Here is a 14,010-nt window from a genome sequence, read left to right as displayed (position 1 = left end):
GCTGGGTGACAAAAATTATTATGAGATAGCAAGGGCTTGGCAGTATCGGTCAACGAGTGCTGCCATTTGGCAAACTAGCGCTTCAGGTGCCGCGTCAGCCGCTTCTCCAGCCAGGCCCAGAGATTTCGCAGGGCTTCCACCATGATCAGGTAGAAGATCGCGGCCCAGAGATAGGTCTGGTAGTCGAAGGTGCGCGAGAAGGCGCGGCGGGTCTCGCCCATGAGGTCGAAGACGGTGACGATGGCGACGATGGCGGAGGCCTTGATCATCAGGATGATCTCGTTGCCATAGGGTCTGAGCGCCACGATCATCGCCTGCGGCAGGATGATCTTGAAGAAGGCGATGCGTGGCGGCAGGCCGAGCGAGGCGGCGCCCTCGCGCTGGCCGCGGGGCACGCTCTCGATCGCGCCGCGCAGAATTTCCGCCTGGTAGGCGGCTGTGTTCAGCACGAATGTCAGAAGCGCGCAGTACCAGGCCTCGCGGAAGAACCACCACAGCCCGATCTCCGTCAGCTGCGGACGGAAGCTCCCCAAGCCGTAATAGATGAGGAAGAGCTGCATGATCACGGGCGTGCCGCGGAAGAAGTAGACGTAGACGTAGCAGATCCAGTTGGCGATCTTGTTTGTCGACATGCGGCCGAGTGCCACCGGCAGCGACAGGAGCGCGCCGAGGAGGATGGAAGATGAGACGAGGCCGAGCGTGACGCCGAGGCCGGAAAGGTATCCAGGACCGTAGCGCTGGAATTTCTCCAGATCGAAGCCGCCGACGATCAGCATGCCGAGACCGACGAAAACGGCGAGCCAGACGCCGAGAAGAGCGCGGCCGAACAGGCGCGACAGCGTGTAGGGTCGGGCGTCCTGGCGCGGTGCCGGCTGCGGCGGGATCAGATCGGTCGAAACGAAAGCCTGGGTGGAGCGGACACCGTTGGTGGGAATGTCGGTGTCGAGCGCCGGCGGCGCACCTGCGGGCGGAAGCGGAGGCAGCGTGCTCATCGGGCCATCTCCGAACGGCGCGCCCAGCGCTCCAGCGCGGAAAACACGACGGAGGATGCCGCGGCAAGCAGCAGGAACAGGATGCAGGCAAGCCCGAAGAATTCGAAGGCCTGCTTGGTCACGCGGGCGGCGACGCCCGTCTGGCGCAGAATGTCGGGCAGGCCGATGACGGAGACGAGCGCGGTATCCTTCAGAAGCGCCATCCAGAGGTTGCCGAGGCCGGGCAGGGCGATGCGAAAGAGCTGCGGCAGCACGATCAGCCGCATGGTCTTTCCGCGGCTGAAGCCGAGCGCGTCGCCCGCCTCATACTGGCCTTTGGGGATTGCCTTGAAGGCGGATTGCAGGACCTCGGAACAGTAGGCCGAGAAGACCACGGCGAGGGCGACCATGCCGGCGAAAAAGGCATTGATTTCGACTGGACCGGTATAACCGACCCCGGAGAGCACCTGCTGCACGACGATCTGCAGGCCGTAATAGACGATGAACAGCGTCAGCAGCTCCGGCAGGCCGCGAAAGATCGTCGTGTAAATGTCCGAGGCCAGGCGGAGCGACCCTTCGCTCGACTGCTTGCCGAGTGCCACGCAAAAGCCGAGCACGAGGCCGACGGGCAGGGTGGCGATCGCGAGCGATGCGGTGATGAGAAAGCCATAGCCGATTTCATCGCCCCAGCCCGCATCGCCGCAGGCAAGCAGCGTGTTGCCCGCAAACAGTCGGAAAACACCCAGCGGTCCGCACCACGGATCAAGCATGGCGCCGAGCCATGACACGGCGGAGGAAAGCGCGGCCATGATTCCGCTCATTGTCTGATCGTCCCCTTGAGGCGCTTCTTGATGGGCACCTCTTGCTTACGCCCTTGTTGTCAAACAAAAACGGCGGGAGGGCAAGCTCCCGCCGCAGGATTTTGACGAGGCGTCGATTAGCCGCCGTAGACGTCGAAGGCGAAGTACTTGTCGTTGATTTCCTTGTACTTGCCATTGGCGCGGATGGCCTTGATCGCCGCATTGAACTTTTCGCGCAGATCGTTGTCGCCCTTGCGCAGGGCGATGCCGGCGCCGGCACCGTTGATGACCGGATCGATCGGCAGCGTGCCGAGCAGCTTGCAGCAGTCGCCATCCGTGGTCTTCAGCCACTCCGAGAGCACGACGACGTCGTCGATCACGGCATCGATGCGGCCATTGGCGATGTCGAGCTTATACTCGTCGGATGTCGGGTAAAGCTTGAGCTCGGCCTTCTTCATATGCGCTTCGGCATAGTTGGAATGAGTCGTGGAGCCCTGTGCGCCAAGCGTCTTGCCGTCGAGACCGGCTTCGGTCGCCTCGGTGATCGGGCTATCCTTCGGCACGGCGATGGCTGGCGGCGTATTGTAGTATTTGTCGGTGAAATCCACCTGCTGCTTGCGCTCGGCGGTGATCGACATCGAGGCGATGAAGGCGTCATACTTCTTGGCGATCAGGGCCGGAATGGCGCCGTCCCAATCCTGGGTCACGAAGGTGCATTCGGCCTTCATCTCGACGCAGAGCGCCTTGGCGATATCGATGTCGAAGCCCGACAGCGAGCCGTCGGATTCCAGCACGTTGAAGGGCGGGTAGGCGCCTTCGGTGCCGATGGTGATCTTTTCGCCCGCGGCGAGTGCCGTGCTTGCGGTCAGGGCGAAAACGGCTGCAGCGGCAGCCATGGTCAGACGTTTGGCGATAGGCATGTCGATCCTCTCTGTTGGCGCGGTCCCGGCTTGTTCTTGGTGTCCCGGGACATTCGCAAGCGACGGCGAACGGTCGCTTAGACTGCGATATTCCGTCACCCGTTCGCAAATGCAACAGGAAAAAGCGCAGGCGCAGAAAAGCGTCAACAGGCTCTGGCGGTCGGAGGAGGAAAGCCTATGTCCGCCGGGTGAACGCCATATTCATCGCCAATTCATGCGCTTGTTGCTACCGCTCCGACCCCAGGATCGCAGCATGCGTTGCGACCGGCCGGTGAACGGCGTTCGAGCATATACCGGTCCGGCTCATCGGTGCCGGACACAAGAACAAAAACGGGATCTCTCGTAGGAGGAGACACCATGACCATTCGATCCAAGCTTTTTGCAACGGTGGCAATGCCGCTGCTCACAATGACTGTCGGACTGCAGCCGGCCTTGGCCGATGCGCAGATCAAGCCTTTCCAGATGGCCCAGGCTGACGAGGACGAGCTTCTCCGCAAGCGCAAGCCCGTCGACGGGCAGGACGAATCCGCACCGAAGGCGCGTGGCGAACCGTCCGAGAACGGCGAAGGCGGCCAGAACCGCGAGGAGCGCCGCAAGCAGCGCAATTCGGACCAGTCCCAGGGCGGCGAAGAGCCGCAGCGGCAAGCCGAGCCTTCCAACGAAGACAGCCCGCGCCCGAGCCGCGAGGAACGTCGCAAGCAGCGCGACGCCGAGCAGCAGAAGCAGAGCGACGAACAGCCGCAGGCACAGCCCTCCGGCGACGACGCACCGCGCCCCAGCCGCGAAGAGCGCCGCAAGCAGCGTGACGCCGAACAGCAGAAGCAGAACGGCGAAGAGCAGCCGCAGGCGCAGCCTTCTGGCGACGATACGCCGCGCCCGAGCCGCGAAGAACGCCGCAAGAAGGAGCGTGAGGCCGAGCAGCAGAACCAGACCGGCGACGAACAGCCGCAGGCGAAGCCGTCGGGCGAAGAGGCACCGGCTCAAAGCCGCGAGGAGCGCCGCAAGCAGCAGCGCGAGGCAGAGCAACAGAAGAACGAGCAGCAACAGAAAAAGAATGATCAGCAACAGAAGAAGTCTGGCGCTGATGCGAACGACGCGGCCAAGCCCGCTGATTCCGACGCGGCCCGGCCGGCACAGGCAGGGCAGGACGGGGACGTCTCCGACGCCGAACGCAAGCGGCAGCGCGACGAGCGCATTCGTAAGCGCGAGGCGGAGCGCCTGAACGGACAGCAGGACGGTGATCAGCAGGCAAAGCCGGGCGACACGGCAGAGCAGCCCACCGGCGGAGACATGACCGACGAGGAGCGTGCCCGCATTCGTGCCGAGCGCCGCAAGCAGCGCGAGGCCGAGGGTCAGCAGGCCGAGGATCCGGCGCGTCCGCGCGGCGATCGCAATGCCGAAACCAACGGTGACCCCGCCGGCGATGACGGCGCAACGCGCGATCGCCCGGCGCGCGACGTGGTCGACAAGCGGTCGCGCGAGGAGCGCGAGAAGCTGGCACGCGATCCCTCGAAGAGCGACGAGACGGTCGTTCTGCCGGTCGAGAACGGTGCTGCCGTGCTCGACAGCGACAAGGACGCTGACAACCGCGACGGCGATTCGCGCGACCGGCGTCGCCGCGAACGCGAGCAGGTTCGCGAGCAACGCGACAATCAGCCGCCGCCGCGCACCGACGCCGATGCACAGGCCGAATATCGCGAACGTCGCCCGGATCGCGAAGAGCTGAATGCGGCGATCAACGAGCGGGGACGTCGGATCGATCAGGCACCGGAATTCGATGCCCGCGACTTGATCGACGCGCTCACCGGCCAGCGTCCGCGGGTCGAGGAATCGCGCAACAATCGAACCGTCCTCGATTTCGGCGACGAGATCGTCGTGCGGAGCGACGACCGCCCGCGCCTGCGTCGCGACGCCCGCGAGACCTATTACGAGGAACTGCCGCGTGGCCGGACCCGTGAGGTGATCGAGCGCCCGAACGGGATGCGCGTCGTGACGATCTACAATCGCTATGGCGATGTGATCCAGCGCACGCGCATCAATCGCGATGGCGAGGAATATCTGATGGTCTACGCTCCGGAGAGCGACGAAGAGAAGCGCCCGCCGCTCTACGACGTTGGCGAGGATCTGCCGCCGATGCGCCTCACGGTTCCGGTGCGCGACTACATCATCGACACCTCGTCGGAGCCGGATCGCGACTATTACGACTTCCTGGCCGAGCCGCCGGTCGAACGGGTCGAGCGCACCTATTCGCTGGACGAAGTTCGCAACTCCGCGCGTATCCGCGACAAGGTCCGTCGTATCGATCTCGATACGATCACCTTCGCCACGGGCAGTGCAGAGGTGCCGACATCGCAGGCAAAGACGCTGCGGAAAGTGGCTGATGCCATGCTGGAGGTCATCGACAAGGATCCGGGCGAGACCTTCCTGATCGAAGGTCACACCGATGCTGTCGGCTCCGACCAGTCCAATCTCGTTCTCTCGGACGAACGGGCCGAATCGGTTGCGGCACTCCTGACCGATATTTACGAGATCCCGCCGGAAAACCTGGTCACGCAGGGCTATGGCGAGCGCTTCCTCAAGGTCCGCACGACGGACGCTGAGCAACAGAATCGACGCGTCACGATCCGCCGCGTCACGCCGCTCGTGCGTCCCGTCGCGCAGAAATAACGGTTGGCGAAAAGGATGGCGGTCGGTGGCGACCGCCGCCCCGATTTTGCCATCTTAGAGGTCCTGAAGATAAAGAACCCGGCGCCGCTTGCGCCGGGTTCTTGCTGTCTGGACGTCTGATGAAAGCTCTTCTTTTCCTGCCGCTGTTGGCGGCCCTCGGTTTTGCGACGCAGGCCTCGGCGCGTGACGGCCTGCTGGAGCCCAAGCTCCATATCGCTGCCGGCGGCAAGACGCCGCGCGTGGCCTTGACCTTCGACGCCTGCATGGGGCTCGCGGACCAGCGGATCCTTTCCGTGCTGATCGACAACCACATCCCCGCGACGATCTTCATCACGGCACGCTGGCTGAAGCGGAACGCAGAGACATTTGCGATCTTCCGCGCCCATCCCGACCTGTTCGAGCTGGAAAACCATGGCGCAATGCATGTGCCGGCGATCGATCGCCCCGTGCCGGTCTATGGCATCGCATCGGCCGGTTCGGCAGACGCGGTCGAGGCCGAAGTGTCGGGTGGCGCGAATGCGCTGGTCGTGAACGGCGCGCCGCGCCCGCACTGGTTTCGCGGCGCCACGGCGAAGTATACGGCGTCTTCCATTGCCCAGATCAGGGCGCTGGGGTTCGACGTCGCCGGCTATTCGCTGAACGGCGACGACGGTTCCCTGTTGGGAGCGAGGGCGGCGACGCGGCGCATCGCCGGTGCGCACGATGGCGACGTCATCATTTCGCATATCAACCAGCCGACCCATGCGGCCGGGGAAGGCGTTGCGGCGGGCATTCTGGCCCTGAAGGCAAAAGGCTTCACGTTCGTGCGGCTCGATGCCGTTTCTGAAAACGGCAGCAACGCGACCGTCAACTGAAGCGTCGTCTCATCGACGCTTGAGCCCGCAGATCGCCTCGACGAAGTCGGCGATCGAGGCGGTGTCGTCGAGATCGAAGACCGGCAGCGTTGCGTCGGGTACGGCATGGTCAGATGCGATGGCACCGATATGCGGATCTCCGGGCGCCAACGGCTCGCGGTTCTTCGCCTCCAGCCGCCGTGCCTCGATCTTCGGGATCGGCTCGCGCTTGTAACCCTCGATAAGAACGAGATCGCAGGGGGCGAGGCGGGCAAGGATCGCCTCGAAAGACGGTTCCGCTTCGCCGCGAAGCTCGTGCATGATCGCAAAGCGGGTGCCCGACACGATCGTCACCTCATGCGCCCCGGCTTCGCGATGCCGCCAGCTGTCCGCGCCGATCTTGTCGATATCGAAATCATGATGGGCGTGCTTGACGGTCGAGACCTTGTATCCCCGCGCCGTCAGTTCCGTCACCAGCCGGACGGCGAGACCCGTCTTTCCCGAATTCTTCCAGCCGGCGATGCCGAAGATCTTTGGGTTGCTCATCGGTCGTCGGCTCCCTTTCGCGTCAGCATCCGTTCGATCATCTCCACATCTCCGGGCCTGTTCATGTTGATGAAGGGATCGATCTCCGGGGCCGCTACGCCCGTCGTGGTGAAGTCGACGACGACATGCGGGTGTTGCTCGATGAAGCCGCGGACCCGGCGCTTGGCATCGGTCGCGATGAAATGTTCGAGATCGGCGGAGAGCGACGCAGACCAGAGTGCGAAGACGGGATGCAGGGTCCCGTTCGAGCCGGCCACGGCGATGAGGCTGTCGGTCTTCTCCAACGCTTCCAACAGCCTGACGACAAGTGTGGGCGGGAAGAAAGGCGCATCGACCGGCACGGTGACGACGTGCGGAGTGCCCATGGACTGTGCGAGACGCATCCCGGCGAGAACGCCCGACAGCGGACCGAAGCGGCCGGGATGCATCTCCGGAAGGGTTTCCACACCGGCGGCAAAGCCAGGAAGGTAAGAGTCGCCGTTGAAGGCGAGGGCGGTCACCTGCGGTCGCAGGCGGTCCAGCGTGCGGATCGCCAGCGACGTCCCGGCCAATGGAAGGCTTGCCTTGTCCCGCCCCATCCGGCGCGACAGGCCGCCTGCAAGCACCACCCCGAGGATCGCGCGGGAAACGTCGGCTGCCTGGGTGAGGGCCATCGTTCAGGAGACCCTGTCGTCATCGAGGTCACGGGTGCGGGCGGTCATCTCAGCCGCCGGTCACGCTCATGTGCCGTGCGACGGCGGGGCGGTTCTGCGTCCGGTCGATAATGAAATCATGGCCCTTCGGCTTGCGGCCGATCGCCTCGTCGATGACTTGCGACAGAAGCGCATCTTCGGAGGACGCCCGAACAGCCGCGCGCAGGTCGGCGGCGTCGTTCTGGCCGAGGCACATGTAGAGAGTGCCCGTACAGGTCAGCCGGACACGGTTGCAACTTTCGCAGAAATTATGGGTCATCGGCGTGATCAGGCCGAGCCTGCCGCCGGTTTCCGCAACGGTCATGTAGCGGGCCGGACCGCCGGTGGCGTAGGCGTTGTCGGTGAGGGTAAAGATCTCCGCCAGCCGGTCGCGCATCTCCGACAGCGGCATGTAGCGATCGGTTCTGTCTTCCTCGATCTCGCCCATCGGCATGGTTTCGATCAGCGTCAGGTCCATGCCCCGGCCATGCGCCCAGCGGATCATGTCGGGAATCTCACGGTCGTTGAAACCCTTCAGGGCGACCGCATTGATCTTCACATGCAGGCCGGCGCCCTGAGCGGCGTCGATCCCTTGCAGAACTTTGGAAAGGTCGCCCCAGCGCGTGATCTCGCGGAACTTGACCGGGTCGAGCGTGTCCAGCGACACGTTGATGCGCCGGACGCCGGCATCCGCAAGCTCCTGCGCATAGCGCGCCAGCTGGGAGCCGTTCGTGGTCAGGGTCAGCTCGTCCAGCGTTCCCTCTTCGATCTTTCTGCCGAGCGCGCGTACGAGATGCATGATGTTCTTGCGCACCAGCGGCTCGCCACCGGTGAGGCGTAGCTTGCGCACGCCTTTGTCGATGAAGGCGGAACAGATGCGCTCCAGCTCTTCGAGCGTCAGAAGGTCCTTCTTCGGGAGGAAGTTCATGTTTTCCGCCATGCAATAGGTGCAGCGGAAATCACAGCGGTCGGTGACGGAGACACGCAGATAGGTGACCGCCCGGCCGAAGGGGTCGATCATCGGCCCAGTTGAGCCGGCAAGAGCCACCGCCCCGCGCTTCTCGATCGGGCGTCTGTCGATGATGATGGTGTTCACAAGCGTCTCCGTCGTCCTGCCTACAAACATCGTGCCTGGGACGGGATGCGTCAAGGCCGGCGTCGAGGACGGTCTCCGTTCGCGCCATGCAATCGTCGGGCGTGTCGGTTTCCTTGAGGGGGAATCTGCGCTAGGTCTCTGAAAAATCAAGCGGCATCAGGCGCACGACGACACGGGCGCGGAGAGACGGACATGACGAGCGACAGCTGGCCCAAGGAGTTGCGGGTCTCCAAGGATAAACGCACGCTGACGGTGACCTTCAACGACGGTATCGCCGGCGTCCTGCCCGCCGAGATGCTGCGCGTTCTCTCGCCTTCGGCCGAGGTTCAGGGACATGGGCCGGGACAGAAGGTCACCGTGCCCGGCAAGCGCAATGTCGCCATCGCCGCGATGACGCCGACGGGCAATTACGCGGTGCGCATCGCCTTCGATGACGGTCACGACACCGGCATCTTCACCTGGACCTACCTGCGGACGTTGACCAGCGACGGCGCTGCCCTGTTTGCCGCCTACGAGCAGGAGCTGAGCGCCAAGGGCCTCACCCGCGGTCCCGAGCTCCGCAGGCAGGGCGAGGGCGCCCGATGAGCGCGCTCTTCCAGTCGTTGCGCGATCGAGCCGGCTGGATGCGCGATCGGCGCGAGGGCGAAGACGACAAGGTCGCCTTTCCCGAGCTGTTCTTCGACCTCGTCTTCGTCTTCTCGCTCATTCAGCTGTCGCACACGCTGGCCGGGCACTATACGCTGCTGGGCGCGCTGGAAGCGCTGTTGATGATCCTCGCTGTCTGGTGGGTGTGGATCTTCACCACCTGGGTCACCAACTGGCTCGATCCGGATCGAATGCCGGTTCGCGCCATGCTGTTTGCGCTGATGTTCGGCGCGCTTCTGCTGTCGACCGCGATCAATGACGCATTCGGCGACAAGGCCCTGCTGTTTGCCCTGTCCTACGTCGCCATGCAGGTCGGACGCTCTCTTTTCACGGTTTACGCGCTGCATGGCCATAGCCCGGACAATGCGCGGGATTTCCTGCGGATCACCTGTTGGCTGGTCGTCTCCGGCGTGTTCTGGATCGCGGGTGCCCTGATTGGCGGTGAAGCCCAGCTCTTCATCTGGATCGCTGCGCTGACGATCGAATACGTCTCGCCCGCGGTCGGATTTCGGGTTCCCGGCCTCGGCCGGTCCGAGTTCGATGATTGGGACGTGCTCGGTGCCCACATGGCCGAGCGCTGTGCCTTGTTCGTGCTGATCTGCCTCGGCGAAACGATTCTCGTGACTGGCCGCACGCTCGCCGAAATGGAGGTGACGCCGCTCGTCTTCGTTCTCGCGCTTAGCAGCTTCGGTTCGACCGTCACCATGTGGTGGATCTATTTCCGCTTCGGGCAGGAGCGGGCGGCCGCACAGATCGAAAGCGACGAGTCGCCGGGCGAAGTCGCGCGCACCATTTTCACCTACGCCCACATCCCGGTCGTCGCCGGCATCATCCTTTGCGCCGTCGCCGACGAATTCGTGCTCGCCCATCCCTATGGGGCGATCGACGTGAAGACGGCGAGCGCCATCATCGGCGGCCCCATCGTCTTCCTCGCCGGCAATATCTGGATCAAGAGTTCTGTCGCACCGCGCCTGTCGGTCTCGCATCTCGGCGGCATCGGGCTCTACATTCTGGCCGCGCCACTGGCCTTCGTGGTCGAGCCGCATGTTCTGCTGATCATCTCCTTCGTCATTCTCGTCATCGTCGCGGTGTGGGAATATCTGACGCTCAAGGCCGTGCGCTGAACCCGCCCGCCATTATCCGGAACTGGACGATCCATGCCCCTCAAAGTCTATCTCGCCGGTCCCGAAGTGTTCCTGCCCAACGCCCGGGAGATTCTCGACCTCAAAGCCGAAAGGGCGCGGGCGGCCGGGTTCGAGCCGCTGAGCCCCGGCGATCTCGCCATTCCCCCGGTGGAAACGAAATTCGGCATGGGGCTGGCGATCAGCCAGATCAACGAGGGCATGATGCGGGCAGCCGATGCCGTCATCGCCAACCTCACCCCGTTTCGCGGCGTCGCCGCCGATGTCGGCACGGCGTTCGAAGTCGGCTTCATGTGCGCGCAGGGCAAGCTGGTCTATGCCTATACCAACGTCGCCGCGTCCCACTACGACCGTTGCTCGGCCTATTACGGTGGCGATATCCGCGAAACCGCGGACGGCCGGCATCGCGGGCCGGACGGGATCTCCATCGAGAATTTTGACATGGCCGACAATCTGATGCTGGATGGCGGCATCGCCGCGCGCGGCGGCGCGCTTGTGGTGGGAAACGCAGCGCCCGATGCCCTTTACACGGACCTCGACGCCTTTGAGGAATGCCTGCGCCTTCTGGCCGAGCAGCAGGGCACGATCGCCTGATGATGAGCGCGGTGCGCGCTCAGCGGCGATAGAGAAGCCAGTTTCGGCCGGTATCCTTCTTCATCCCGTCTTCGAACAGGGTCGTCCGGTTGCGCCCGGCGTTCTTGGCACAATAGAGCGCCACGTCGGCCTTGTTGTAGAGATCGACCGGATCGTCCGCGAGGGAGGCCTGGCAGACGCCGATCGACAGCGTGATCGGTCCGTAATTGACGCCTGTCTTCGAATTCTTGAACGGCGTGTTGGCCAGAGCCACACGAATGCGGTCCGCGATCTGCATGCATTCCTCGACGGTCTGATCGTTGAGAATGATCGCGAATTCCTCGCCGCCGGTGCGCGCCACGAAAGCCTCGCGTCGCAGGTTCGACCGGATGACCGTGCCGACGGTTGCCAGGATCTTGTCGCCGACCGGATGGCCGAACGTATCGTTGACCTTCTTGAAGTGGTCGATGTCGCAGATCAGCAGACCCGTATAGGTGCGGATCTGATCGGAATTGTAGACTGCGGAAAGCTTCTCGTCGAACGCCCGCCGGTTGGCGAGGCGCGTCAGGGAATCGGTGTTGGCGATCCGCTTGTACTCGTCGAGTTCCTGCCGGATGACATCCATTTCGACCGATTTCAGCGAGACGTTTTCGACCAGTTCCTTGCCCTGGCTCATCGTATCCTCGGTCGCCTGGGTCAGCAGCGTCACCGCGTTGCGCAGGATCTCCGCACCCGCAGCACTCTTGGTGTTGATGTTCATGGCCGCTTCCCCGAGAACCCGGTTGTAGCTCTCGAGCGCGAACTGCTCCTCGCGCATCAGCGCCAGAAGGTCATTCAACTGGGCGGCCAGTTGATTATGGGCCCGCTCGACGCCGGCGGCGTGATGGACATGGGCAAAATACCGGGCGCCGATTTCGTCCAGTTCTTCCTGCGTGGCTTTGCTGCCAAGACCGGCGAGTTCCTTCGTCAGTCGCGGATTGGAGCCGATATAGGCCTCGTAATAGAGTTCGTAATTGCGCGGGATCGGAGCGATCCCCATGATGCGCATCGCAAAGGTCACCTGCGCTGCGATATCCGGTGCTTGTCCCTTGGGTGAAGTCGCAGGCTGCACGGTGCCCTCCTGTTGATGACCTGGGGATCGCCGACGACGCCCTCTACGGCCTGCAATGACGCGCGTCTCCAGGCGCGGTTCTCGAAATCGGAGAGGAAACCGTCCTGCAATACCCTACTCTAGGGTTTAAAAGATGTGGGAAAGTTTAATGAATGTCAGAAACTACGGTTAGCAGAGGCCTTCTTAAGCCGAATGCGGCAGTAAGACCCGCCCCAAACGAAAAACCCCGCTTCGGGTGAAGCGGGGTTCGAGTCTCATAGCGTTTGCCGATGGAGACGTTTGATGGTCAGGCCGGGCTGATCATCGTTTCCGGGCGAACGACGGCATCGAACTCTTCGTTCGTGACGTAGCCGCCGCCGACGGCCTCCTCGCGAAGGGTGGTGCCGTTCTTGTGCGCCGTCTTGGCGATCTTTGCGGCATTGTCATAGCCGATCTTCGGGGCAAGCGCCGTGACGAGCATCAGCGACCGGTCGAGCGCCGCCTTGATGTTGTCTTCGCGCGCCTCGATGCCGGTGACGCAATTGTCGGTAAAGGACACGGCGGCATCGGCGAGCAGCTGGACCGACTGAAGGAAGTTGTAGGCCATCAGCGGATTGTAGACGTTCAGCTCGAAATGCCCCTGGCTGCCGGCGAAGGTCAGCGAGGCGTGATTGCCGAAGACCTGCACGCAGACCTGGGTCAGCGCCTCGCACTGTGTCGGGTTGACCTTGCCCGGCATGATCGACGAGCCGGGTTCGTTTTCCGGCAGCGACAGTTCGCCGAGGCCCGAACGCGGGCCGGAGCCGAGAAGCCGGATGTCGTTGGCGATCTTGAAGAGAGCGGCTGCCGTGGCATTGATGGCGCCATGGCTGAAGACCATGGAATCATGCGCTGCCAGCGCCTCGAATTTATTCGGTGCCGAGGTGAAGGCGATGCCGGTGATCGCGGCGATCTCGTCTGCGACCTTTTCGGCAAAACCGATCGGGGCATTGAGCCCCGTCCCGACGGCCGTGCCGCCCTGGGCGAGTTCCTGCAGTCCCGGCAGGGTCATCTCGATGCGCTTGATCGAGGACGCGACCTGCGCGGCATAGCCGGAAAATTCCTGGCCGAGCGTCAGCGGCGTTGCGTCCTGCGTGTGGGTGCGGCCGATCTTGATGATGTGATCGAAGGCCTTCACTTTCACTTCGAGCGCTGCATGCAGGTGCTTCAGTGCCGGCAGCAGGTCGTGAACGACGCGTTCGGCACAGGCGATGTGCATGGCCGTGGGGAAGGTGTCGTTGGAAGACTGGCTCATATTCACGTGGTCGTTCGGATGCACGGGCTTCTTGGAGCCCATCACGCCGCCGAGCAGTTCGATCGCGCGGTTCGAGATGACCTCGTTGGCGTTCATGTTCGATTGCGTGCCGGAACCCGTCTGCCACACGACGAGCGGGAAATGGTCGTTGAGCTTGCCATCGATCACCTCCTGGGAGGCGCGGACGATCGGCTCGCCGACGGCGGGGCCGAGGCGTCCGAGCGCCATGTTGGCCTTGGCCGCCGCCTGCTTGACGATGCCCAGCGCGCGCACGATGGACAGCGGCTGCTTCTCCCAGCCGATCTTGAAATTGCCGAGGGACCGCTGGGCCTGAGCGCCCCAATAGCGATCGTTTGCGACCTCGATCGGGCCGAATGTATCTGTTTCCGTACGGGTGCCTGTCATCGTCTCTTCCCTGATTCGCCTGATGCAGCACTGCGGAGCGCCGCAAGATCCTCGGAGCCGGCCTCGACAAGGCCCGGCTGGGGTCTTCTGTGGCCCAGGTGCCGCCCGATTGTAAAGGGGCAGAGGAGGGGCGCCGGGCGTACAATCGTTTGAATGATGCGCGCACCATGAGGCACGGGTATGCGAGTCGCGGCCGAGGCATCGGGGGTTGCATTCTGTGCCTTTTGTAACACAGATCTGATGTCTCTTCGGAAGCCAGGCAAGTGTGCGGAAAAGTTTTCATTCCGATGCTGCAAAAAGCGCGCGGCGAAAAGCAAGAACTATCAGTTTCTTGGGCAGTTTCAGGTCACGTCCGAC

At 63.5% G+C, this 14,010-nt stretch carries 13 protein-coding genes; 5 read left to right on the top strand and 8 right to left on the bottom strand.

Annotated features, from left to right (window positions below; genetic code table 11):
- Positions 1 to 74: 74 nt before the first annotated feature.
- From C8J36_RS05180 to C8J36_RS05170, 3 genes are all read right to left on the bottom strand, one after another.
- Positions 75 to 992, bottom strand: coding sequence for an ABC transporter permease (locus tag C8J36_RS05180; protein WP_132533261.1), 918 nt, complete (start codon positions 990 to 992; stop codon positions 75 to 77).
- Positions 989 to 1,792: an ABC transporter permease gene (locus tag C8J36_RS05175; RefSeq protein WP_132533259.1), complete on the bottom strand. Its 804-nt coding sequence runs from the start codon at positions 1,790 to 1,792 to the stop codon at positions 989 to 991. The genes C8J36_RS05180 and C8J36_RS05175 overlap by 4 nt, the downstream gene beginning before the upstream one ends.
- A gap of 116 nt (positions 1,793 to 1,908) precedes the next feature.
- A complete protein-coding gene (locus C8J36_RS05170; protein WP_062596494.1) occupies positions 1,909 to 2,691 on the bottom strand; it encodes an ABC transporter substrate-binding protein in 783 nt (260 codons plus the stop codon).
- 357 nt (positions 2,692 to 3,048) lie between these two features.
- Here C8J36_RS05170 and C8J36_RS05165 point away from each other — a divergent pair, with 357 nt between their 5' ends.
- Positions 3,049 to 5,358, top strand: coding sequence for an OmpA family protein (locus C8J36_RS05165; protein WP_132533257.1), 2,310 nt, complete (start codon positions 3,049 to 3,051; stop codon positions 5,356 to 5,358).
- Positions 5,359 to 5,477: 119 nt separating this feature from the next.
- Complete coding sequence (locus tag C8J36_RS05160) at positions 5,478 to 6,212, top strand: polysaccharide deacetylase family protein (RefSeq protein ID WP_132533255.1); 735 nt, start codon at positions 5,478 to 5,480, stop codon at positions 6,210 to 6,212.
- Between the two features lie 9 nt (positions 6,213 to 6,221).
- Here C8J36_RS05160 and mobB read toward each other — a convergent pair whose 3' ends face one another.
- Genes mobB through moaA form a run of 3 tightly spaced genes read right to left on the bottom strand, consistent with a single transcriptional unit; the run spans position 6,222 to position 8,429 of the window.
- Positions 6,222 to 6,737, bottom strand: a complete 516-nt coding sequence (gene mobB / locus C8J36_RS05155) for a molybdopterin-guanine dinucleotide biosynthesis protein B (protein ID WP_132533253.1) — start codon at positions 6,735 to 6,737, stop codon at positions 6,222 to 6,224.
- Positions 6,734 to 7,390 carry a molybdenum cofactor guanylyltransferase MobA gene (mobA, locus tag C8J36_RS05150; protein ID WP_132533251.1) on the bottom strand — a complete coding sequence of 219 codons (657 nt, stop codon included), beginning with the start codon at positions 7,388 to 7,390 and terminating at the stop codon, positions 6,734 to 6,736. The genes mobB and mobA overlap by 4 nt, the downstream gene beginning before the upstream one ends.
- A gap of 49 nt (positions 7,391 to 7,439) precedes the next feature.
- On the bottom strand, positions 7,440 to 8,429 hold the full coding sequence (gene moaA, locus C8J36_RS05145) for a GTP 3',8-cyclase MoaA (protein WP_245506481.1): 990 nt from the start codon (positions 8,427 to 8,429) through the stop codon (positions 7,440 to 7,442).
- A 267-nt stretch (positions 8,430 to 8,696) separates the two neighbouring features.
- Here moaA and C8J36_RS05140 point away from each other — a divergent pair, with 267 nt between their 5' ends.
- From C8J36_RS05140 to C8J36_RS05130, 3 genes are read left to right on the top strand one after another with little or no spacing between them, the layout of a single operon-like run.
- The gene (locus tag C8J36_RS05140) at positions 8,697 to 9,089 is read left to right on the top strand and encodes a DUF971 domain-containing protein (RefSeq protein ID WP_132533247.1); all 393 of its coding nucleotides are present in this window, start codon (positions 8,697 to 8,699) and stop codon (positions 9,087 to 9,089) included.
- Between the two features lie 38 nt (positions 9,090 to 9,127).
- On the top strand, positions 9,128 to 10,273 hold the full coding sequence (locus tag C8J36_RS05135) for a low temperature requirement protein A (protein ID WP_132533903.1): 1,146 nt from the start codon (positions 9,128 to 9,130) through the stop codon (positions 10,271 to 10,273).
- A 33-nt stretch (positions 10,274 to 10,306) separates the two neighbouring features.
- Positions 10,307 to 10,885, top strand: coding sequence for a nucleoside 2-deoxyribosyltransferase (locus C8J36_RS05130; RefSeq protein WP_132533215.1), 579 nt, complete (start codon positions 10,307 to 10,309; stop codon positions 10,883 to 10,885).
- A 19-nt stretch (positions 10,886 to 10,904) separates the two neighbouring features.
- Here C8J36_RS05130 and C8J36_RS05125 read toward each other — a convergent pair whose 3' ends face one another.
- Both C8J36_RS05125 and fumC read right to left on the bottom strand, forming a co-directional pair.
- Positions 10,905 to 11,975 (bottom strand): GGDEF domain-containing protein, encoded by a 1,071-nt coding sequence (locus tag C8J36_RS05125; RefSeq protein WP_062596487.1) that lies wholly within the window; start codon positions 11,973 to 11,975, stop codon positions 10,905 to 10,907.
- Between the two features lie 286 nt (positions 11,976 to 12,261).
- Positions 12,262 to 13,653: a class II fumarate hydratase gene (gene fumC, locus C8J36_RS05120; protein WP_132533213.1), complete on the bottom strand. Its 1,392-nt coding sequence runs from the start codon at positions 13,651 to 13,653 to the stop codon at positions 12,262 to 12,264.
- Positions 13,654 to 14,010: the final 357 nt, after the last annotated feature.

The sequence above is a fragment of the Rhizobium sp. PP-F2F-G48 genome, from assembly GCF_004342335.1.
Lineage (GTDB): Bacteria > Pseudomonadota > Alphaproteobacteria > Rhizobiales > Rhizobiaceae > Ferranicluibacter.
This window is presented reverse-complemented; position numbering and strand designations above follow the sequence as displayed.